We start from the raw sequence: 19,160 nt of genomic DNA, 5'->3' as shown, positions 1-19,160 counted from the left end.
TGTCACTCCCTTGTACCGCATCCCTTTATTCATCAATTTCTGCCACTCACCTTATGTAAACGACATTGAATGAAGAATATAAAAAGAGGGGGCAAACGCCCCCTCTTTTTATAGGAATATTGTAGTATAATTATACCGGAAGCCTTTCGGAAGAATATTGGGATTGCTGGTGTAGTTAATCGGGGGATATGGCTAAAAACGGAGCCTTAATGCAGCAAATATCATCCTTATAAAAATAGGAAGTCGTTTTTTAAGAGATTGTGAAGATTGCACCTGTGCCTTGTGCTACAATTGGAAAGCTGGATTCAGCTCCCTTACCGTCTTTGTTGAAGTATTGGGATCATCTCATTTTTCCAGGTAACAAAATTGTCGTTTAGTATCTGGTTTCGCGCTTCGGTAACCAGCCACAGGTAAAAACTAAGATTTTGTATGCTGGCCAATTGCAGCCCAAGCAATTCATTTGAAACAAACAGGTGCCGGAGGTAGGCAAGCGAGTAATAATTACTCAGCTCGCCGGGTAAGCCATTGTCGATAGGCGAAAAGTCCTTTTCCCATTTTTTATTTTTTATGTTGATGATGCCTTTCGTGGTAAACAACATGCCATTGCGTCCATTCCGGGTAGGCATAACACAGTCAAACATGTCGACCCCCATACCAATACATTCTAAAATATTCCATGGTGTTCCCACCCCCATCAGGTAGCGGGGCTTATGCACAGGCAGGTTGCTGCAACAGAGGGCAGTAAAGTCATACATCAGTTCCGGAGGTTCGCCTACGCTAAGACCGCCAATTGCATTGCCTGGTGCATTTTTAGAGCTGATGTACTCGCACGATGCCAATCTCAGGTCTTCATAAGTTCCGCCTTGTACAATCGGGAACAGGTTCTGATCGTATCCATACCTGGCGGGAGTTGATTCGAAACGTTCGATGCACCTGTCGAGCCATTGATGGGTAAGCTTCATGCTGTCACTCGCATACTTGTACTCGCTGGGGTAAGGTGGGCACTCATCGAAAGCCATGATGATGTCGGCACCAATCGAGCGTTGGATATCTATTACCCTTTCAGGCGTAAAAAGGTGTTTGCTGCCGTCGATATGCGACTGAAAAGTAACCCCTTCAGGTTTGATTTTGCGACTGGCCGCAAGCGAGAACACCTGGTAGCCACCACTGTCGGTTAAAATCGGCTTGTGCCAGCCATTAAAGCCATGGAGCCCTCCTGCTGCCTCCAAAATTTCGGTGCCCGGGCGAAGGTAGAGGTGATAGGTATTGCCGAGTATGATTTGCGCCTGAACATCCTTAGACAATTGCTGTTGATTAACAGCTTTTACACTTCCGGCGGTGCCAACAGGCATAAAGATCGGGGTAAGGATTTCTCCATGGTCAGTACTGATCTTTCCTGCTCTTGCAGCAGAACCGATGGATGTTTTCTGGAGCTCAAATTCTAATGAAGGCATATTTAGCTAGTAAAAATTCGTGTTTATTGCAGGCCGGGAATACCGTTTTGTTACGGCGCTCTTTAGCAATCCTGTTACACCGTGGCGCAAATTCTCTTCCTGCATTTTGAAAGGGGGTAAAGGTAAGGCCCGCGACCAATTCAGTAGCGGGTTGAAATCCTGAGCCTCCCGCTTTAACTTAAGTTCCGCTTATTTTTGCCGGATGATGAGTTTTGTTAAGTATTGGCCTGAGCTGGTGTTCTCCGCATTGTGCCTGGTTGTACTTATTCAACTTTTCTACTATTGCTTTTTCTTTCTTCGGCTCGCCCATTATGAGCACCTACAAAAGGATGGAGAAGTGCCCCTATCGGTAATTGTTTGTGCACGGAATGAGTCGGGGAATATTCGTTCACATCTTCCCGAAGTATTGCAACAGCGGTACACCAGCGAACACGAATATTTGCTTGTTGATGATCAATCTACTGATAACACTGCGGTAGTTTTAGCAGCCTTTAAACAACAATATCCCCGTCTGGCTACGCTTGAACTTAAGCACGAGGCCAAAACGCTTCCCGGAAAAAAGTTTCCATTAAGCAAGGGCATAGCCGCGGCCCGCTACGAGACGTTGTTGTTGACAGATGCAGACTGCGCACCTGCAAGTGATCGTTGGATGCACCTGATGCAAAGTGTGTATACCAGCGGGATCGGGGTTGTGCTGGGTTATGGGGCATACCGGAAAAAGGATGGCTTGTTAAACAAGGTTATCCGGTTCGAAACGTTCCATTCCGCATTGCAGTACCTCAGCTATGCACTTGCCGGGCTCACCTACATGGGGGTTGGCCGAAACCTGAGTTACCGGCGTGAATTGTACTTCGATAATGATGGGTTTGCATCTATTAGCCAGGTTCCGGGCGGAGACGATGACCTCTTCATCAATAAGGTGGCAACCAAACGCAATACAACAATCATGATCGATCCGGCTGCACATACGTTAAGTGAGCCAAAATCCTCCTGGAAAGAATGGTATACCCAAAAAACCAGGCATTACTCAACCGCCAAATATTACCAGTTGCAGCACAAGATCCTGCTTGGGCTTTATTCCGCAACACAGGTGTTAACGTACCCGCTTTTCCTTCTCGCGTTTCTTTTCTTTGATTGGCAGCTTGCAACGGCAGTATTTGCCAGCCGGCTGGTGTTGCAGGCTTATGTTTATTATAGAACCATGCGGAAACTCAACGAAGCAGACCTGTGGCCCCTCTTCCTGTTACTTGAAATCGGTATGTGTTTTTACTATGCCTTATTTTTACCATCGCTTTTCAGGCGCGCAAAGAAAACATGGAACTAATACTTAAGTACTTCGCCGACTTTACCGAAATCCAGCAGGAGCAATTTTCAAAACTGGAGGCACTATACAATGATTGGAACAGCAAGATCAATGTAATTTCAAGGAAAGACATCGAGAGCCTATACCTGAAACACATCCTTCATTCGCTGGCAATCGCAACTGTAGTTGACTTTAAGCCTGGAACCCAGGTGATTGATATCGGCACAGGTGGTGGTTTCCCAGGCATCCCGCTGGCCATCTTTTTTCCCGAAACCCGATTTCATCTTGTAGACAGTATTGCAAAAAAACTGAAGGTGGTAGAAGAAGTTGCGCTGGGTATTGGTCTCACTAATGTGAGTACACAACATACCAGGGCAGAAGACATCAAAAACCGGCTGTTTGACTTTGCGGTTTCCCGCGCCGTGGCGCCGCTAAAGGACCTGTGGTACTGGAGCGCACCACTGATAAAAAAAGGTCATGCACACGACCTCGCCAACGGGCTCATCTGCCTAAAGGGTGGAGATCTTGCTGCCGAGATATCTGCCAGCGGACTTAGACCCGCGATGGTGCCTATACAGGAGGTTTTCCCCGAGGAGTACTTCAACGAAAAGTACCTGCTGCACGTGAGAAAGTGATCCCTTTTTAAAACTGAACTTATGAAAAGAGTTGTATTCGTTTTACTGTTGTTCGCTGCATTTGAAACCGTTGGACAAAAACTAACTGCAGATGAAAAAAAGGTTATCGACCTGGTTAACCGGCAAATGCCTGAAACGATGCAATTGCTTGAGCAACTGGTGAACGTTAACAGCGGAACCTTGAATACGGAAGGGGTAAAAAAGGTTGGTCTTATACTGGGAAAGCAATTTGAAAGTATTGGCTTCAAACATGAATGGGTGTCGTTACCGGACTCGCTTAAACGCGCTGGTCACCTGGTAGTATCGCGAAAGGGTACAAAAGGAAAAAAGCTTTTCCTTGTCGGTCACCTCGACACCGTTTTTGAACCCGACATGCCGGAGAACCCCTTTAAAAAGTTGAACGACTCAACTGCAACCGGCCAGGGTGTAAACGACATGAAAGGCGGGGATGTTATCATATTTGCAGCTTTGAGGGCCCTTCACCAGGTTGGACTGATCAAAGACGCGTCGATTACAGCGTATTTTACCGGGGACGAGGAAAAGGCAGGGGTGCCTGCAGAAGTAAGCAGGGCCGATTTCATTGCCCGGGCAAAGCAGGCCGACATTGCACTGGCATTTGAGGGTGCACAGGGACTGCATACCGTAGCAACAGGCCGCCGCGGTGCCAGCGGCTGGTTGTTGAATGTGCAGGGTGTGCAGGCACATTCGGCGGGTGTATTCAGCAATAATGATGGCGCCATTTACGAGGCTGCGCGAATCATAAATACTTTTCGCGAACAGCTTGGTCATGAAAAGTACCTCACCTTCAATCCCGGCATCTTCGCAGGCGGATCTGATGTGCTGTTCGATAGTGCAACCATCCGGGCTGACGTGCAGGGCAAAACAAACATCATATCTCCACGCGCAATTGTACAGGGCGACCTCCGGTTCTTATCGGAACAACAAAAAGAAAGGGCACGGTTAAATATGCAGGCAATCGTGGCAAAAAACAACCTGGCATCTACCCGGGCACAAATTACTTTTACTGATGGCATTCCTGCAATGGAACCGACGGCGGGTAACGCAAAGCTCGTAGCAATATTAAATGGGGTAACCAGCGCTATGGGGATAGGTGAGACGGTGGCTGGTGATCCCGGAAGCAGGGGCGCCGGAGATATCTCGTACATCGCGAGGTATGTTGAGTGTCTTGATGGTTTAGGCGCAAGCGGCAAAGGCGCACATGCCCCCGGTGAAACCATTAACCTGAAAGAGTTTCCATTGTTGGTTCAGCGTGCGGCACTTTTCATTTACCGGCTTACCCGTTAGGGAGCAAATGCCTGTTCTAAGCTTGCGCTCGGGGAACGCTCCCGTAAACTACCGGTCAAAACTTTTTATAACTCCATCAGATCGGTTTTGTCGTCGCGCAAACTACGGATCATGGTGCCATAGTCCCAGCCTTTAAGCATGGCATTTACCGAAGCCGCAATCCTTTTTGCCCTGGTAACATCCGTTTTTGCTTCGTTGATCCAGTTGATAAAATACCGGCGGTGTGATGGTGCAAGACCGTTGAACCGGTCGAGCGCGGCGGGTTCGTCTTCAAGGCATTCGATCAGTTCGGTTGGTGGAGCAATTTGTTTTGTGTCAAGTTCAATCATTACGTTTAGCATGGCACCCTTTGTTTTGCCGATCGCTTTTCTGATCGTAGCATTTAGTGGCAGGATAAAATTACCGCCGCCCATTGGAATAAGGCTCAGGCCTTCAAAGGCATAATTATCCAACCGGCCTTTTATGCGGAAACCTTTTTTGTTGCCTGGTAAAAGTTTGCCAGCATGATCTTCAGTTACGTTAATATAGGTCCAACCGGTTTTATCGCCTTGTTTGTCAAATCGTTTGATTACAGTGGTAAAATGTACCATTTGTTATCCCATTAGTTAAGGTGGAAACAAAATAGACAAAATTTGAAAACAAGTTTGTTTCGCTTAACGGTTAAGCTTTTTTTTGGAGCCGGCAGGGAAGCTTTGGTTGATCTTTGGTTGCGACGCTCCGGTCAACGCTATGCCCCTGGGGAGCTTTGCTTACTGCTATTCATATTACTACCGACTTTGGTATTTGTAAACAAGTTTTTCAAAAGAGTAAGGCTTCTTTATCAATTTTGTTTTGCTCATTAATGGTTTGCCGTAAAACGGAGCGTCGCCCGTCCGACTGGCGTAGCCGGGCGGGCAACGATGTCGCCACAGTTGTCCAGGCTCACCTCATAAAAAATGTTTGCCAGACGGATCCTTATCACACGGAGACGTGGTTCGGTGGCACGGAATTTATTCTTTCTGTACCCTAAACGTATATGATATGGCAAGCGTAGATAAAGATCAGAAACAACCGGTAAACGCCGACACAACCGCAAAAGCAGATGAGAAGCAGGCAGCTATAAACAAAGCCGCGCACGACCAGGCTGAAGCGGATATTGAGGCAGATATTGAACTAACGGATGTTGCGGGCCCACAGGAAGACATGGACGAAGGAGAAATATTTGCCAGGAGCGACGACCGGAATGACCTGACTTAGTCTCCAAGAAAGGCAAAAAAAGCACGGATCAGCAACGCAACCAGTGACGCTCTGTTATACTGCGTTGCACCGGCATGAGGGAACGAACAATTGTTGTTGGTGCAGCAGATCCTATGCTTTTGTAGTTAGGCCTTCATGCACCAGATTGGACATAACTTCCTCAAATAAAAAAGGCCCTTTCGGGCCTCTTTACCATTTCAATCGTAATACATTATTTCGCCGGTCAAGATCTGCCAGGCGCTGCGAAGGATCGATTTCCACTTGTTGCAGGTCGAGCAACCTGCGACTGGTTTCAAATACATAAGTTGGATGGGTCCAACGCCACGCCTCATGGTCCTGGCGCTTTGAAGCGGTTTGCTCAACGGGCTTCGAATTATACATGAGGTTGAGCGGAATGTAGTGCTCTTCTCTTGAACTGTCTTTGAATGTTAACCTGATGTCGATCGGCATAGGTATTTCGCCAACCCGCCGCACGCGAATTTTAGTTTTTCCGCCATCTTCCCACAAACTGTCAATTTTGTAATCAATGGTTTTTGTGGTATTGATCCAATATTCTTTATACCAGTCAAGCTCCATATCACTTGCTTTTTCAGCAACACGAATAAAGTCGTTTGGATTAGGATGTTTAAACCGCCACTGGTTGTAATAATCGAGTAATACCCTATCGAGTGCTTTTTCGCCAATGATGTAGCCCAACTGCGCCATAAAAACGCCACCTTTCGAGTAAGCCGCATTTGAATACGCGTAGTTGGTAGTGTAATGATCGGAGTAGGTGGTTGCAGGCTCTTCCCATCCGCTTTTTGCCAGGTTGATGTAACCTTTATATTCGCTCTCGTAAGCAAATCCTGTTTGCTTGCGAAGCTCATGCATGATCCGGCTCTCCGCATAACTTGTAAAGCCTTCATCCATCCATGGATACAAGCTTTCATTAGTACCCAACATCCCCTGGAACCAGGAATGCATCCACTCGTGAATAGCCGTTCCAACACTTGCATTTTTGATGAGAGTTGCCATTGGATACTCCATTCCGCCATCACCACCCTGGATGAATGAATAGTTTTTGTATGGGTATGCTCCAAATGTTTTTGCAATCAGGGGGTAAGCCATCATAACCGTATCTGCAACTTTTTGCCACTTGTCTTCAAGGCTGTCAACCGCTTTATACACCACATGGATCAGTGGTCCGCTTGCGGCCTGGCGGGTTATTTTTTTGTAGTTGGGATCTGCTGCCCAAACAAAGTCGTGAACATTTGGTGCAACAAAATGCCAGGTGAGCTGGTTGCCTTTTGCAGCAGGAACTTTGGTTCCCGCGGTTTCGTAACCAAAGCCGATTTCGTTCGCGTTTTGTAATGTTCCGGAACCGGCTATCATATAGTTTTTGTCAAGCGAAATCTTTACGTCGTAGTCGCCCCAAACACCATAAAACTCGCGGGCAATGTAGGGGTTTGCGTTCCAGCCCTGGTAATCGTACTCTACCATTTTGGGGTACCACTGGCTCATGCTATAACGAATACCTTCCACATTATCACGACCACTTCGCCGGATTTGCACCGGCACCTGTGCTTCGAAGTCAAGAGAGAAAAGCGTTTTCGAACGGGGGGGTATGGGTTTATCCAGTTGGATCTCGAGGATTGTTTCGTGCACTTTTACCGTTTGCGCCCTTCCATTCATTTTGATGGATGTAATCTTCTGGTATCCAATACCCGTATCGGTAAGTTTTGAAATCCTGTCCTGCACACGACGATCCCAGTCGCGGATATCGTTTCCGCGCTTGTCTTTACCAATAACGATGTTGCCCAGCTGCTGACTTCTTACGTCCATGCTGCTATTTGGTTGAAAGGCATTCCAGTAAGCATGAAAAAACACCCGGGTCAGGGTGTCGGGAGAGTTGTTGGTATAGGTAATCGCTTCTGTACCGTTAAGCTTATTGGTGCTTACATTTAGTTTAACGTCGATATCGTACCTGATGTGTTGTTGCCAGCGGTCAGACTGCGCGGCTACTGATAGCTGCAACAATAGAGAGGCCACAAAAAGAGGGAACAATTTGATCATTCGGGAATGTTTAAGAAACACCAGGCATAAATAAGGAACCGAAGTGTAAAGCCGTTTCCGGATTTGCTTTTTACCTGGATAAAGGTGCAAAAGTAAGACTCGCCCTGCTCGTGGAAGATTTGAATACGGTCAAAATCGTTTAAAGAAAACTAAAAATTAGATTGGCGTACAATAGCGGGGAGGGATAAAAAATTATATGGTTCTGGACTCTTTGATGAGTTGCCCCTTAGTGCTAAAGAACAGGTACTTTTTGTCGAGGTCGGTTTTTTTAACCCGGATGCGGTACACCGTATCTTTTTCTTTCTCGTCGACTTTCATGATTTCGGTAAATTCCCAATTGGAGTAAAGACTCTTATGCAGACCATCGGAAATTTCCGTGGGAAGCTTGTCATAAGTAAGTTTTGCTTCTGTTTTCTCCCATTGTCCCTTACTGTTAAATTCGGCGGTATAATGTTGTTTGTCCATATCGAACTCAGCCTTGTATGAGGCAAGCCTGCTTTTCCAGGACACGTTTGAGGCTTCGGGATATTTCTTTTGGAAGGCATTGGTGGCTTCAGTAGGGATTTTGCCAAATTGTGCGTTGGCTACTGAAAATGTAGCGATAAGCACCAGGGTAGGTAGGATTGCTTTTATGTTCATATACTTTTTTGAATTTTAACGATGGCCGTCGACAACGATAACGATCTCACCCTTAACGTCTTTCTGCGAAAAATGGGTGCAAACATCATGCAAACTTCCCCTTTTGTTCTCCTCGTAGAACTTTGTTAACTCGCGGCTAACACAACATTGTCTTTCCGCTCCAAAATAAGTAATGAAGTCGTTGAGTGTTTTTACCAGGCGCACAGGGCTTTCGTAAAAAACCATTGTACGTTCTTCCGTTGCCAATGCTTTAAGTAGTGTTTGTCTTCCCTTTTTCAACGGAATAAAACCTTCGAAAGTAAACCGGTTGATCGGGAGCCCGCTGTTTACAAGGGCCGGAACAAAGGCGGTTGCGCCCGGAAGACATTCAACCTTTACGTCTTCTTTAATACATTCCCTTACCAACAGGAAAGCAGGATCAGAAATACCAGGTGTTCCTGCATCCGTGATTAATGCAAACGTTTTTCCTGCTTTAAGCTGGTCGGTGATGTGCTGTACAATCTTATGTTCGTTGTGCTGGTGGTAAGGCGAGACCGGTTTTACAATACCATAATGTTGTAGCAGCTTAGAGGACGTGCGGGTATCCTCAGCAAAAATTACATCAGCAAGTTTAAGGATCTCCACCGCTCTGAAAGTAATGTCGGCCAGGTTGCCGATTGGCGAAGGAACAATATACAACATAGGAAAGATTGAACTGGAACTGGTAAACACCAGGTAAATGAACGCCTGTTAAACGTTAGCTGATCATTTCAATTTCATAGAATTCCATCACCTGGTTTGCGAGCAATTTGCGGCTTGCCTCTTCAGCAATATCACGGGCAGCGGCCTCACTTTCGGCATCAACCTGCAGGGTGATGTGTTTGCCAATCCGAACGTCCTGTACACCGTTCATTCCAAGGTTATGCAAACCACCCATAACCGCTTTGCCCTGCGGATCTAAAAGGTCTTTGAGGGGCATCACTTTAATTTGAACGTTGTAAATCATCAGTTATGTTTTGAGGGGCCAAAGATAAAAGATGAAGACGACAATAAAAGATGTTGTGGCAATCAAACCCGGTATGTACTACTTATCAAGGATTTTTAGCCAGGCCGTCTTTATCGGCATAGCGAACCTTGTCGGCCAGGGGGCTGGCAAGGCTAAGCACGATATACAAGATAAAAATTAAGGGAACGGCAAGCCACTGGAACAGGATGCCGCATATTACAGCCGCAGCAAGCAGGGCATATTTCGGCATATTACTTTTGAAACCCCGCTCACTTGATTTCAGGGCCATCATAGGCAGGGTAGAAACCATCAGGTAGCTGATGATAAGGATAACGGCATACCAAAACCATTTGCTTAACAGTAAGCTATCTACCCAGGGTTGGTTGGTGTACCAGTAAATCAAAGGAAATGAAGCCACTAATAAACCGGCGGCTGGTATGGGCACTCCCTTGAAGCCGTAGGATGGGGTAGTGTCGAGATTATACCGGGCCAGGCGGTAAGCTCCGGCACACGGAATAATAAATGCGGGTAAAAGCCAGGCGGTTGATATATCCAGCCCGTCTTCCTGCCGCGCAAAGGAAAGCCTGAGGAATTGGTAAATGATAAGTGCGGGAGCAACACCAAAGCTTACCACGTCGGCAAGGCTATCAAGTTGTTTTCCCATGTCGGAAGTGGCTTTCAACAGCCGGGCAACAAAACCATCCAGGAAGTCGATCACCGCGGCAATCCCGATAAACAGGGAGGCCCAATACATCCTTTCTGGCAGTACCACCATCTGCTCACCTTCGGCACTGACTACGGGCATGAGGCCGCTTTGCATGATCAAAACGATTGCGATACAGCCAAAAAACAGGTTGAGTAAAGTAAAAATATTTGGGATTTGTTTCATGTTAACCTGGGTGTTCTGCTTATGACTGCCAATGTTATGGTTTGAAGGGAGCTGATCAGCTCATGCTGGACGCCTTGTTGTTTCTTAGTTCGCCATTCAGCACCGGCCGGGATGCATTCATTAAACCCTCAATTTCTTCAACCGTGATCGGTATGGATTTCATCAGGTCTTTATTGCCGTTTTTGGTTATCCAAACATTGTTTTCAATCCGGATACCCATTTGTTCTTCTTCGATATAGATCCCCGGCTCGATCGTAAAAACCATACCTTCTTTGATGGGTTCAACCCTGCTGCCCAGGTCATGCACATCAATACCAAGGTGATGGGAAATACCATGGTAAAGGTATTTGCGGTAGGCACGGTTGTCACGATCTTCATTTTTTACATCTGCCTTGGAAAGCAATCCAAGTTTAATGAATTGCTTGCTTGCTTCTTCACCTACCTGTTCTGTGTAATCAATCAGGTTGATCCCCGGTTTTAAAATGTCTTTTGCAAAGTTGTGCAGGTGAAGACAAGCATTGTAAACTTCTTTTTGTCTGGCTGAAAACCTGCCATTTACAGGGACTGTCCGGGTAAGGTCCGCATTGTAGTTACCGTAGTTAGCACCAAAGTCCATTAATATCAACTCTCCATCCTTACATTCTTCATTGTTCGAGATATAATGCAGTGTTCTTGCACGGTCGCCACTGGCAATGATACTGCCGTAGGCTTCGCCTTTGGATCGGTTACGCAAAAACTCGTGCACAATCTCCGCTTCTATTTCATATTCCTTAACACCGGGCTTTATAAAACCAAGCACCCTGCGAAACGCTTTTTCGGTGATTGCTATGGCTTCTTTCATCACTTCAACTTCCTGCTCCGTTTTTACCGCCCGCAGCTTTTTCAGCACCTTAGCTGAACGTTCGTATTTATGTGCAGGATAGCGATCCATGAGTTCTTTGGAAAAACGGTAATCGCGGGTTGGCAGGGTACTCGACTTGCGATCGTTTTCATTGGTATTAATGTAGATCACATCGGCAAGGTGTATCCAGGGTTGAAGCTGTGCCTCCAGAACATCGAGCCATATGATGGTTTTAATGCCTGAGATTGCCGTGGCCTCATTTGCCCGCAGGCGTTTGCCATCCCACTTTTCTTTGAGCTCATTCGGACGTGTCAGCACAAGAACTTCCCGGTATTTAGGATCAGGGTTATCGGGAAACAGCACGACCATCGTGTCTTCCTGTTCGATACCGCAGAGCCAATACAGATCGCTGTTCTGGATAAAGGTGTACAAACGATCACCGTTTGCAGGTACTTCATCGTTGCTGTTAAACACCGCAATACTGTTCGATTTCATTTCTTTTGTAAAGCGCTGCCTGTTCTGTATAAAGATTTCCGGATCAAGAGGAAGATGTTTCATGTATGCCCGTTTTGAGTGTCTGCAAGATACAGGTTTGACGAAACAAAAAAGCCGCCCACAACTAAGTGAACGGCCCTATCCGATCTTAATACTCGTATCCAATTACTCGATCACTTCGATTTCTCTTTTGTATTTGCTTTTGTTAAAAACAAAGGAGGCATCGGGGATATTGGCACTGGTATTAATGTTTTTAAGTGCAAATTCGATGGTATTATTACTCTTGTCGAGTATTCTTGCTTTTGTCACCATCATCTTTGCCTTGTCAACAAACAGGTTTACTTTTTGGAAGTTCTTTCTTTTGTCTACCGGGGTAAGCTCAATCTCGTGAAAAGTACCAGCTGATGAAATCAGCTTATAGACGAAATCTTTATCGTAAAAGTTCGTCAGCAGCTTTTGTGGAGTAATAGCTTTGGCGTCATCGGCCGGTGTGATGGTAACTTCTCCTGCGCCGTTATAATTCCATACTTTGTTGCCGTCGCTAAAGATTTCAGTTGAGCCTTGCTTAATATAATATTTCTGATCTTTTATCAATACGTTACCGTTAACGTTGCTTGCCGTTTTACCGGCGCGCGTCTTTGAAACGTAGTTAAAAAGGGCACTCACCCCTTTAAAGGTTTTCAATTTGGCACTTACTCCGTCAAGAACCTTTTTTGCGTTCGGGTCATTTTGCGCAGTGGCAGTATACGATACAAACGTAAACATGGCCAGCAGCAGGTACACATTTCTCATGGAAGTCATACTGTTTTTTATGGCCTGCAAACTTAAGATGGTTGGAACCAATAAATTGCCTGCAGGATGGTGGTTATTGTTAAACTATTATGTGATTGATTGTTAATACCAACAAAGCCAAAAGGATGCCAGAGTAAACTCCTGTTTGCTTTTATAACTTTTTTAGTACCCGTTTGGTAAGCGGGTCCTAAAGTGAAGGATTGTTTGGCTGCGAATACCGCTAGAAGGAACAGTATCTTGAAAGCTACTAACCACCTTGATGTCAAGATGACCACTCTTTTATTTACCCGGGAGAAGGGACGCAAAGTTAAAACGAAGCGATGATCTGGTTGATGACAGCCACTAATCCCTTTCGCCGGCATCTATTTCTTATGCCTTGATCAGTTAGATACGCTAACAACAGGCCCGTAAATACCAGGCTAATCAAAAGCCCCCAGGATTTCCTGCAGGTCCATTTCGGTTTTAACCTGCACCTCACGTGCTTTACTACCCTGGTTTGGTCCAACAATTCCGGCAGCTTCAAGCTGGTCCATTAAACGGCCCGCACGGTTATAACCAAGTTTCATTCTCCGCTGAATGAGCGAAGTACTTCCGATCTGGCTGGTTACCACCAGACGGGCTGCATCTTCAAACAGGGGATCCCGGTTTGAGCTGTCAAAGTCTTTGCCTTCCAGCTCTTTTTCGTCGATGTATTCCGGTAACAGGAACGCATCCGGGTAGCCCCTTTGATCACCAATGAAGTCAGTGATTTTGTCCACCTCCGGTGTATCCACAAAAGCACACTGCAAACGCGTGATCTCACCATTGTAGCTGATGAGCATGTCGCCTTTACCTATGAGTTGTTCGGCTCCGCCCGCATCCAGGATGGTACGGCTATCGATTTTGCTCGACACCTTAAAGGCGATACGGGCAGGAAAGTTTGCCTTGATTGTACCCGTAATAATATTTACCGAAGGACGTTGGGTTGCAATAATCAGGTGAATACCCACCGCACGCGCAAGTTGTGCCAGACGGGCAATGGGCATTTCCACTTCTTTGCCCGCCGTCATAATAAGGTCGGCAAACTCATCCACTACCAGCACGATAAAGGGTAGAAACTGGTGTCCCTTCTCCGGATTTAACTTCCGGGCAATAAACTTTTCATTGTATTCCCTGATGTTTCGTACCCCCGCTTCTTTCAACAGGTCGTAGCGGTTATCCATTTCAATACAAAGGGCATTAAGTGTATGGATGACCTTTTTTGTATCTGTAATGATCGCGTCTTCTTCACCCGGCAGTTTGGCAAGAAAGTGGCGTTCGATTGAACGATAGATACTGAGCTCCACCTTTTTTGGATCCACCAATACAAACTTCAGTTGCGATGGATGCTTTTTATACAACAGCGAAACCAATATGGCGTTCAAGCCAACCGACTTACCCTGGCCGGTTGCTCCTGCCATCAGGAGGTGGGGCATACTTGCAAGGTCAACGATAAAGTTTTCGTTATCGATCTTTTTGCCAATAGCGATGGGCAACGAAAATGCGTTGTTCTGGAATTTTTCCGAAGCAAGCAGGGTCTTCATGCTCACCACCGACTTTCTTACATTCGGCACCTCTATACCAATGGTTCCCTTTCCGGGGATTGGCGCGATGATCCGAATGCCGAGTGCTGCAAGACTTAGCGCGATGTCGTCTTCAAGGTTTTTGATCCTGCTGATCCTTACCCCGGGTGCGGGCACAATTTCATACAAGGTTACCGTTGGTCCCACGGTAGCTGCTATACGTTGAATAGAGATGTCGTAATTTTTGAGCGTCGCGATGATCTGGTTTTTGTTGCTCTCCAATTCGGCGGGATCATGTACAATTTTTTCACTCCCATGCGGCTCCAGCAGGTCCAGCGACGGGTAGAGGTAATCTCTAAGGTCGAGGGTAGGTTCATAAGGGTCGAGCTTAAACGTTTTTGCAGGTGTTTTCACTTCGTCATCGGCATCATCAACATCTTCGTCTTCAGCAAACTCTTTTATCTCCAGTTCCATATTCGACACTACCTGCTTAGGGGTATAAAGCATCGGCTCTTCAGGTGGTAGAATTACTTCAAGTGGATCGTCTTCAGTGAGTTTTTTGGGTGCACGTTGCACGTATGGCGGCGGTATCTCCTGCACAGGAAGTTCTTCCTCGCTGGTTTCTTCGTCAAACTGCTCTTCACGTTCGGTAAGCCGGAATTCATTTAAGCTGTTGCCCTCGTCATCTTGCTCGGCCAAAACCACAACCCCTTTTCCTTCTTTCTTCAGCCGGTTATTCGACTTAACAACATCTTTATTAATAAACAATCTTCCACCATCCGGTTCGTCACGGTACATGTCCAGGTTAGGACTAAAGAATGGTTCATCATCGGCTTCACCTTCCTCTTCAGGTTGCTCCGGCTTTTCCCCGCCTGCCGTTGCAAACGATGGGATGCTAAAAGTTGGATTGAACCGCCAGACGAAATAGCTGAAAAATGCCATCAATAATAATAAGCCGGTGCCTACATTACCGATCCACTTAATCAGCCATGCGTTAAGCAACTGACCGAACCCGCCACCCCAGCCAAAATTGCTACTCCGAAAAAGGAAAGCAAAACATACGCTTAGTACCAGTAAACCCGCCAGTACATATTTCAAGTTCCGCCTGAGAGAAAAGATCTTCCTGCCAAAGAGCATATTTACCCCAAGCACAAAAAAGAAGGTACAAAGCAGGAATGCCGCAATGCCAAAACCTTTGTAGATGAAAAAGTGGGCGGTATAAGCACCCAGTACACCCAGCAGGTTGTTTACTTTAATGTCATCTGTGCTAAATATCCCTACTCCAAGCCGATGCACTTTGTCCTGGTCCTCCTGCCAGGTAAAAAGGTATGATGTAAATGCAACGAACAGGAACAGCGATAATAACAGGCTAACCGTACCCGCAATTTTAAATGTACGTTCATCCTTCACAATCTCCTTCATGCTTACATCTGCTACCTTATCCGCCGTAAGTTTGGCAGGATTTGGGGCAGGAGGAGTCTTCTTTTTTAAACGGTTTGCCATGAGCTCTTAAATACGCGTCAAATATAAATCAATTTGAAAGCGCTGGGATGTGCGTAACCTCCACGGGTATTCAACATTTGTGCACAGTGGTAACGCCGTAATTCTACTAATCTGAGCTGATTTTATGCAATAGCCAGCCCCAATCCACACCTATGCAACAGCTTCAACAATTTACCATTGTGTGTGTTAAAAGGAATGCAAAATGACTGCAGCAAGTGCGTTTAGCCAACGGTCGTTTCAACTATAACAATGTTCTGTGCCTACTTCAATCTATCTTTGCCGCCGACCCTTAATGCATGAAAAAAATTGATGGCTACATACTAAAGAACTTCCTGGTCACTTTCTTCTTTTCAATTTTTCTTTTTGCCTTTATCACCATTATTATAGATGTTAGTGAAAAGACGGACGATTTTGTAAAGTCCGGCCTCACGTTCAAGGAGATCATCACTAAATATTATTACGGCTTTATTCCGCACATCCTGGCGATGCTTTTTCCGCTGTTTGTTTTTATCGCGGTCATATTCTGTACTTCCAAAATGGCCGGGCGAAGCGAAGTCGTTGCTATCCTTGCCAGTGGCACCAGCTACAACCGCTTTATCAGGCCTTTCTTTATGGGTGCGGTGTTGTTGGCAACCATCCTTTGGTTTGCCAACCGGTATGTGATCCCCATAGCCAATGAGATCCGGGTAAGCTTTCAGTCGAAGTACATCGATGGAAACAACTCTTACAACCCGCTCCTGGGCGGACGAAACAACCTGTATTTGAAGATTGACTCTTTTACTTATGCGGGAGTTAATTACTACGATACCTCAACCAGGACGGGCAGCAGCTTCTTTCTGCAACACGTCAAAGGAAACCAGCTTGATTATAATCTGCGTGCAGAGTCATTTCGTTGGGACACCGCCAAGCGCAAATGGGTACTCGATAATGTTATCGAACGCAGGATTGATGGCTTACGGGAAAGTATTACCATGGTGCCTTCCAAAACAATGAATTTCGACTTTAAACCCCTGGACCTTAAGCGCGACGAGTATACAAAGGATAAACTGATTACCCCTGAACTCGACGAGTTTATAAAGGGAGAGGAGCAACGTGGGGTTGAAGGATTAAATGCACTAAAGGTTGAGCGATATCGCCGCGATGCAACACCTTTTTCATTGCTCTTGCTAACCTTGATCGGGGTTACCGTTGCCAGCAGGCGTGTTCGTGGAGGTAGTGGGGTTCACCTGGCAACCGGCTTTATTACCGCTGCACTCTTTATCCTTACCGACCGTTTTTCGACCATATTTTCTACCAAGGGTAACCTGTCACCACTGCTCGCAGCGTGGTTGCCAAACATCATGTTTACCTTCGTTGCATTCTGGTTTTATAAGCGTGCTCCCAAATAGTCCCGCTTCATAAATCGCTTGTATACCGCACATTATTTTTTTCTGTATGCAAGTTGTTTTACCTTAGCCATCTTCCTGCCGACCCTTCCAAACTGCTTTGTGAAGCGTCGAGATTTCATCATTTAACACAAAAAACATGTCTTGTCATGGGTATACTAAAAGATCGGTTTAAAGAAAAAGCGGATGTGGCAAATGCGGAATTGAAAGAGTTACTTAAGGAACACGGCAAGAAAAAGATTGGTGAAGTTACCCTGGCACAGGCTTACCAGGGAATGCGGGGTATCACCGGGCTCGTATCTGAAACGAGCCTCTTAGACGCACAGGAAGGTATTCGTTTCCGGGGTTATACCATTCCCGAGCTACGTGAAAAACTTCCAAAATCTTCAGGAGGCAGCGAGCCATTACCCGAAGGGCTGTTCTACCTGATGCTCATCGGAGAGTTACCCAACGAAGAGGATGTAAACCATATTACCAACGTGTGGCAGCGTAAAAGCCATGTACCCAACCACGTTTTTTCTACAATCGACGCCTTACCGCTTGATACCCACCCGATGACCATGTTTGTCGTGGGCATCATGGCCCTGCAAACGGAAAGCCGGTTTGCCCGTGCCTATGCAGAAGGCATGAACAAAAAAGATTATTGGGACGTAATGTTCGACGATGCCATGGACCTGATCGCAAGATTACCCAGGGTTGCCGCCTACATCTACCGCCGGAAATATAAAAAGAACCAACACATTCAGCCCAACGGCCTGCTCGACTGGAGCGGAAACCTCGCCCATATGATGGGCTACAACGACGAAAGCTTTCACGAGCTGATGCGTTTGTACATGACCATACACGCCGACCACGAAGGCGGAAACGTAAGCGCTCATACCACCCACCTGGTTGGTTCTGCACTTAGTGATGCTTACCAAAGTTTTGCTGCCGGCATGAACGGTCTTGCCGGCCCGCTTCACGGATTGGCTAACCAGGAAGTGATCAAGTGGATATTCGAAATGCGCGAGCAGCTCGGAACCGAGAGTCCATCTGCCGATCAGATTGCTGAATATGTTCGCAAAACGCTTTCTGAGGGTAAAGTGGTTCCTGGATATGGGCACGCGGTTTTACGTAAAACCGACCCTCGGTTTACCGCCCAAATGGAATTTGGAAAGAAACATATGCCCAACGATCCGCTGGTGCAAACCGTCTGGAACATTTATGAAACCGTTCCGCCGATCTTACAGTCCCTGGGCAAAGTAAAAAATCCATGGCCTAATGTGGATGCACACAGCGGCGCGCTGCTTGTGCACTACGGCCTGGTTGAATATGAGTTTTATACCGTCCTTTTCGGTGTTAGCCGCGCCCTTGGCGTACTTGCCAGCTTGTGCTGGGATCGTGCGCTTGGATTTCCACTGGAGCGCCCAAAAAGTGTTACAACCGAACTGGTTAAACAATGGCTCGAGGGTAAAGGCGAAATATGGGAAGGTTAATAAAGACGCACTCGTCGGATCAGGATGTGCTAAGATTAGAGACTTTTGGTGACCAGCATTGGTACCTTGATTGATCTTTTGTTGTGTCACTCACTTGTACCCTAAATCCTTGGGCGGCAAAACCTCCACCATATGGGATTAATTGGTTGCAATCAGGAAGATGGGGCTCGCCCCCGCAGGCCGGCAAAGATTTTTTTGCTGGCACGAAGCTCAACCAATACATTTGCGTCGCTTAAATGGGGGTTTAGCTCAGCTGGCTAGAGCGTTTGCATGGCATGCAAAAGGTCACCGGTTCGACTCCGGTAATCTCCACAGTTTTAAACCCCGAAAGGGGTTTTTTCTTTTTTAAATAATTTCTTCTCTGCAGTCTTACATGATGCTTCTTGGCTTTTCATTCGAAAACCTGATAAAAGCTACCGCAAAAGACGGGTTATTCAGAAATTGTCGAAAAATGCCTACAAGTTCAGGGAACTTTTAAAATCCTATTAATTCTGTAGACTATTCCCCGTTTTTTCGGTTCCATAATATATCTTCGCTATTGAAATGAGCTTAAGGCATGTAGTTCGTGCATGTTTTAATTGTTTGATCGCCTGTTACAACAATGCTTTTTGTTGTCGTTTCAAAGCCGGA

The 19,160-nt window shown here is 46.2% G+C and carries 16 protein-coding genes and 1 tRNA gene; 7 read left to right on the top strand and 10 right to left on the bottom strand.

The features are described from left to right. Positions 1 to 314 precede the first annotated feature (314 nt). Complete coding sequence (gene tgt / locus EXU57_RS13325) at positions 315 to 1,454, bottom strand: tRNA guanosine(34) transglycosylase Tgt (RefSeq protein WP_133268708.1); 1,140 nt, start codon at positions 1,452 to 1,454, stop codon at positions 315 to 317. Positions 1,455 to 1,656: 202 nt separating this feature from the next. Here tgt and EXU57_RS13320 point away from each other — a divergent pair, with 202 nt between their 5' ends. From EXU57_RS13320 to EXU57_RS13310, 3 genes are read left to right on the top strand one after another with little or no spacing between them, the layout of a single operon-like run. Continuing rightward, positions 1,657 to 2,778, top strand: a complete 1,122-nt coding sequence (locus EXU57_RS13320) for a glycosyltransferase (RefSeq protein WP_243745589.1) — start codon at positions 1,657 to 1,659, stop codon at positions 2,776 to 2,778. Continuing rightward, entirely contained in the window at positions 2,769 to 3,392 is a 624-nt protein-coding gene (gene rsmG / locus EXU57_RS13315; protein ID WP_133268707.1) for a 16S rRNA (guanine(527)-N(7))-methyltransferase RsmG, read from the top strand. Before EXU57_RS13320 ends, rsmG begins: the two co-directional genes overlap by 10 nt. Positions 3,393 to 3,413: 21 nt before the next feature. Then, positions 3,414 to 4,697 carry a M20/M25/M40 family metallo-hydrolase gene (locus EXU57_RS13310; RefSeq protein ID WP_133268706.1) on the top strand — a complete coding sequence of 428 codons (1,284 nt, stop codon included), beginning with the start codon at positions 3,414 to 3,416 and terminating at the stop codon, positions 4,695 to 4,697. A gap of 65 nt (positions 4,698 to 4,762) precedes the next feature. On the opposite strand, the gene EXU57_RS13305 is transcribed toward EXU57_RS13310, so the two are convergent. Next, positions 4,763 to 5,287 (bottom strand): YdeI/OmpD-associated family protein, encoded by a 525-nt coding sequence (locus tag EXU57_RS13305; protein ID WP_133268705.1) that lies wholly within the window; start codon positions 5,285 to 5,287, stop codon positions 4,763 to 4,765. A 430-nt stretch (positions 5,288 to 5,717) separates the two neighbouring features. Between EXU57_RS13305 and EXU57_RS13300 the strand changes: the two genes are divergently transcribed. Then, a complete protein-coding gene (locus EXU57_RS13300; RefSeq protein WP_133268704.1) occupies positions 5,718 to 5,933 on the top strand; it encodes a hypothetical protein in 216 nt (71 codons plus the stop codon). Between the two features lie 189 nt (positions 5,934 to 6,122). Here the strand turns inward: EXU57_RS13300 and EXU57_RS13295 are convergent, their stop codons facing one another. From EXU57_RS13295 to EXU57_RS13260, 8 genes are all read right to left on the bottom strand, one after another. Further along, a complete protein-coding gene (locus EXU57_RS13295) occupies positions 6,123 to 7,985 on the bottom strand; it encodes a M1 family metallopeptidase (protein ID WP_133268703.1) in 1,863 nt (620 codons plus the stop codon). Positions 7,986 to 8,177: 192 nt separating this feature from the next. Further along, positions 8,178 to 8,624 (bottom strand): PepSY-like domain-containing protein, encoded by a 447-nt coding sequence (locus EXU57_RS13290; RefSeq protein WP_133268702.1) that lies wholly within the window; start codon positions 8,622 to 8,624, stop codon positions 8,178 to 8,180. A gap of 15 nt (positions 8,625 to 8,639) precedes the next feature. Next, positions 8,640 to 9,305, bottom strand: a complete 666-nt coding sequence (gene rsmI / locus EXU57_RS13285) for a 16S rRNA (cytidine(1402)-2'-O)-methyltransferase (protein WP_133268701.1) — start codon at positions 9,303 to 9,305, stop codon at positions 8,640 to 8,642. Positions 9,306 to 9,360: 55 nt separating this feature from the next. After that, the gene (gene purS / locus EXU57_RS13280; protein ID WP_133268700.1) at positions 9,361 to 9,609 is read right to left on the bottom strand and encodes a phosphoribosylformylglycinamidine synthase subunit PurS; all 249 of its coding nucleotides are present in this window, start codon (positions 9,607 to 9,609) and stop codon (positions 9,361 to 9,363) included. Positions 9,610 to 9,694: 85 nt separating this feature from the next. Continuing rightward, entirely contained in the window at positions 9,695 to 10,498 is an 804-nt protein-coding gene (locus EXU57_RS13275; protein ID WP_133268699.1) for a CDP-alcohol phosphatidyltransferase family protein, read from the bottom strand. A 55-nt stretch (positions 10,499 to 10,553) separates the two neighbouring features. Beyond that, positions 10,554 to 11,897 (bottom strand): aminopeptidase P family protein, encoded by a 1,344-nt coding sequence (locus EXU57_RS13270; protein WP_133268698.1) that lies wholly within the window; start codon positions 11,895 to 11,897, stop codon positions 10,554 to 10,556. Positions 11,898 to 11,999: 102 nt separating this feature from the next. Further along, positions 12,000 to 12,635, bottom strand: coding sequence for a LolA family protein (locus EXU57_RS13265; protein WP_133268697.1), 636 nt, complete (start codon positions 12,633 to 12,635; stop codon positions 12,000 to 12,002). 410 nt (positions 12,636 to 13,045) lie between these two features. Continuing rightward, entirely contained in the window at positions 13,046 to 15,670 is a 2,625-nt protein-coding gene (locus EXU57_RS13260) for a DNA translocase FtsK (protein WP_133268696.1), read from the bottom strand. Between the two features lie 296 nt (positions 15,671 to 15,966). Between EXU57_RS13260 and EXU57_RS13255 the strand changes: the two genes are divergently transcribed. The 3 genes from EXU57_RS13255 to EXU57_RS13245 all read left to right on the top strand — a co-directional run bounded on the left by EXU57_RS13255 (position 15,967) and on the right by EXU57_RS13245 (position 18,842). Continuing rightward, positions 15,967 to 17,058 carry an LptF/LptG family permease gene (locus EXU57_RS13255; RefSeq protein WP_133268695.1) on the top strand — a complete coding sequence of 364 codons (1,092 nt, stop codon included), beginning with the start codon at positions 15,967 to 15,969 and terminating at the stop codon, positions 17,056 to 17,058. Positions 17,059 to 17,204: 146 nt separating this feature from the next. Then, the gene (locus EXU57_RS13250) at positions 17,205 to 18,530 is read left to right on the top strand and encodes a citrate (Si)-synthase, eukaryotic (RefSeq protein WP_133268694.1); all 1,326 of its coding nucleotides are present in this window, start codon (positions 17,205 to 17,207) and stop codon (positions 18,528 to 18,530) included. Between the two features lie 238 nt (positions 18,531 to 18,768). Beyond that, a tRNA-Ala gene (locus EXU57_RS13245) sits at positions 18,769 to 18,842 on the top strand. The last annotated feature ends 318 nt before the right edge of the window (positions 18,843 to 19,160 follow it).

The organism is Segetibacter sp. 3557_3 (assembly GCF_004354985.1).
Lineage (GTDB): Bacteria > Bacteroidota > Bacteroidia > Chitinophagales > Chitinophagaceae > Segetibacter.
Note: the sequence above shows the minus strand (reverse complement) of the source record. Positions and strands in the feature narration are given on the sequence as shown.

What these genes read in the sequence shown, in the direction of transcription:
- rsmG (WP_133268707.1), top strand. Translation starts at nt 2,769, where the DNA reads ATGGAACTAATACTTAAGTACTTCGCCGACTTTACCGAAATCCAGCAG.
- EXU57_RS13250 (WP_133268694.1), top strand. Translation starts at nt 17,205, where the DNA reads ATGGGTATACTAAAAGATCGGTTTAAAGAAAAAGCGGATGTGGCAAAT.
- EXU57_RS13290 (WP_133268702.1), bottom strand. Translation starts at nt 8,624, where the DNA reads ATGAACATAAAAGCAATCCTACCTACCCTGGTGCTTATCGCTACATTT.
- EXU57_RS13320 (WP_243745589.1), top strand. Translation starts at nt 1,657, where the DNA reads ATGATGAGTTTTGTTAAGTATTGGCCTGAGCTGGTGTTCTCCGCATTG.
- EXU57_RS13275 (WP_133268699.1), bottom strand. Translation starts at nt 10,498, where the DNA reads ATGAAACAAATCCCAAATATTTTTACTTTACTCAACCTGTTTTTTGGC.
- EXU57_RS13295 (WP_133268703.1), bottom strand. Translation starts at nt 7,985, where the DNA reads ATGATCAAATTGTTCCCTCTTTTTGTGGCCTCTCTATTGTTGCAGCTA.
- purS (WP_133268700.1), bottom strand. Translation starts at nt 9,609, where the DNA reads ATGATTTACAACGTTCAAATTAAAGTGATGCCCCTCAAAGACCTTTTA.
- rsmI (WP_133268701.1), bottom strand. Translation starts at nt 9,305, where the DNA reads ATGTTGTATATTGTTCCTTCGCCAATCGGCAACCTGGCCGACATTACT.
- EXU57_RS13270 (WP_133268698.1), bottom strand. Translation starts at nt 11,897, where the DNA reads ATGAAACATCTTCCTCTTGATCCGGAAATCTTTATACAGAACAGGCAG.
- EXU57_RS13265 (WP_133268697.1), bottom strand. Translation starts at nt 12,635, where the DNA reads ATGACTTCCATGAGAAATGTGTACCTGCTGCTGGCCATGTTTACGTTT.
- EXU57_RS13255 (WP_133268695.1), top strand. Translation starts at nt 15,967, where the DNA reads ATGAAAAAAATTGATGGCTACATACTAAAGAACTTCCTGGTCACTTTC.
- tgt (WP_133268708.1), bottom strand. Translation starts at nt 1,454, where the DNA reads ATGCCTTCATTAGAATTTGAGCTCCAGAAAACATCCATCGGTTCTGCT.
- EXU57_RS13300 (WP_133268704.1), top strand. Translation starts at nt 5,718, where the DNA reads ATGGCAAGCGTAGATAAAGATCAGAAACAACCGGTAAACGCCGACACA.
- EXU57_RS13260 (WP_133268696.1), bottom strand. Translation starts at nt 15,670, where the DNA reads ATGGCAAACCGTTTAAAAAAGAAGACTCCTCCTGCCCCAAATCCTGCC.
- EXU57_RS13310 (WP_133268706.1), top strand. Translation starts at nt 3,414, where the DNA reads ATGAAAAGAGTTGTATTCGTTTTACTGTTGTTCGCTGCATTTGAAACC.
- EXU57_RS13305 (WP_133268705.1), bottom strand. Translation starts at nt 5,287, where the DNA reads ATGGTACATTTTACCACTGTAATCAAACGATTTGACAAACAAGGCGAT.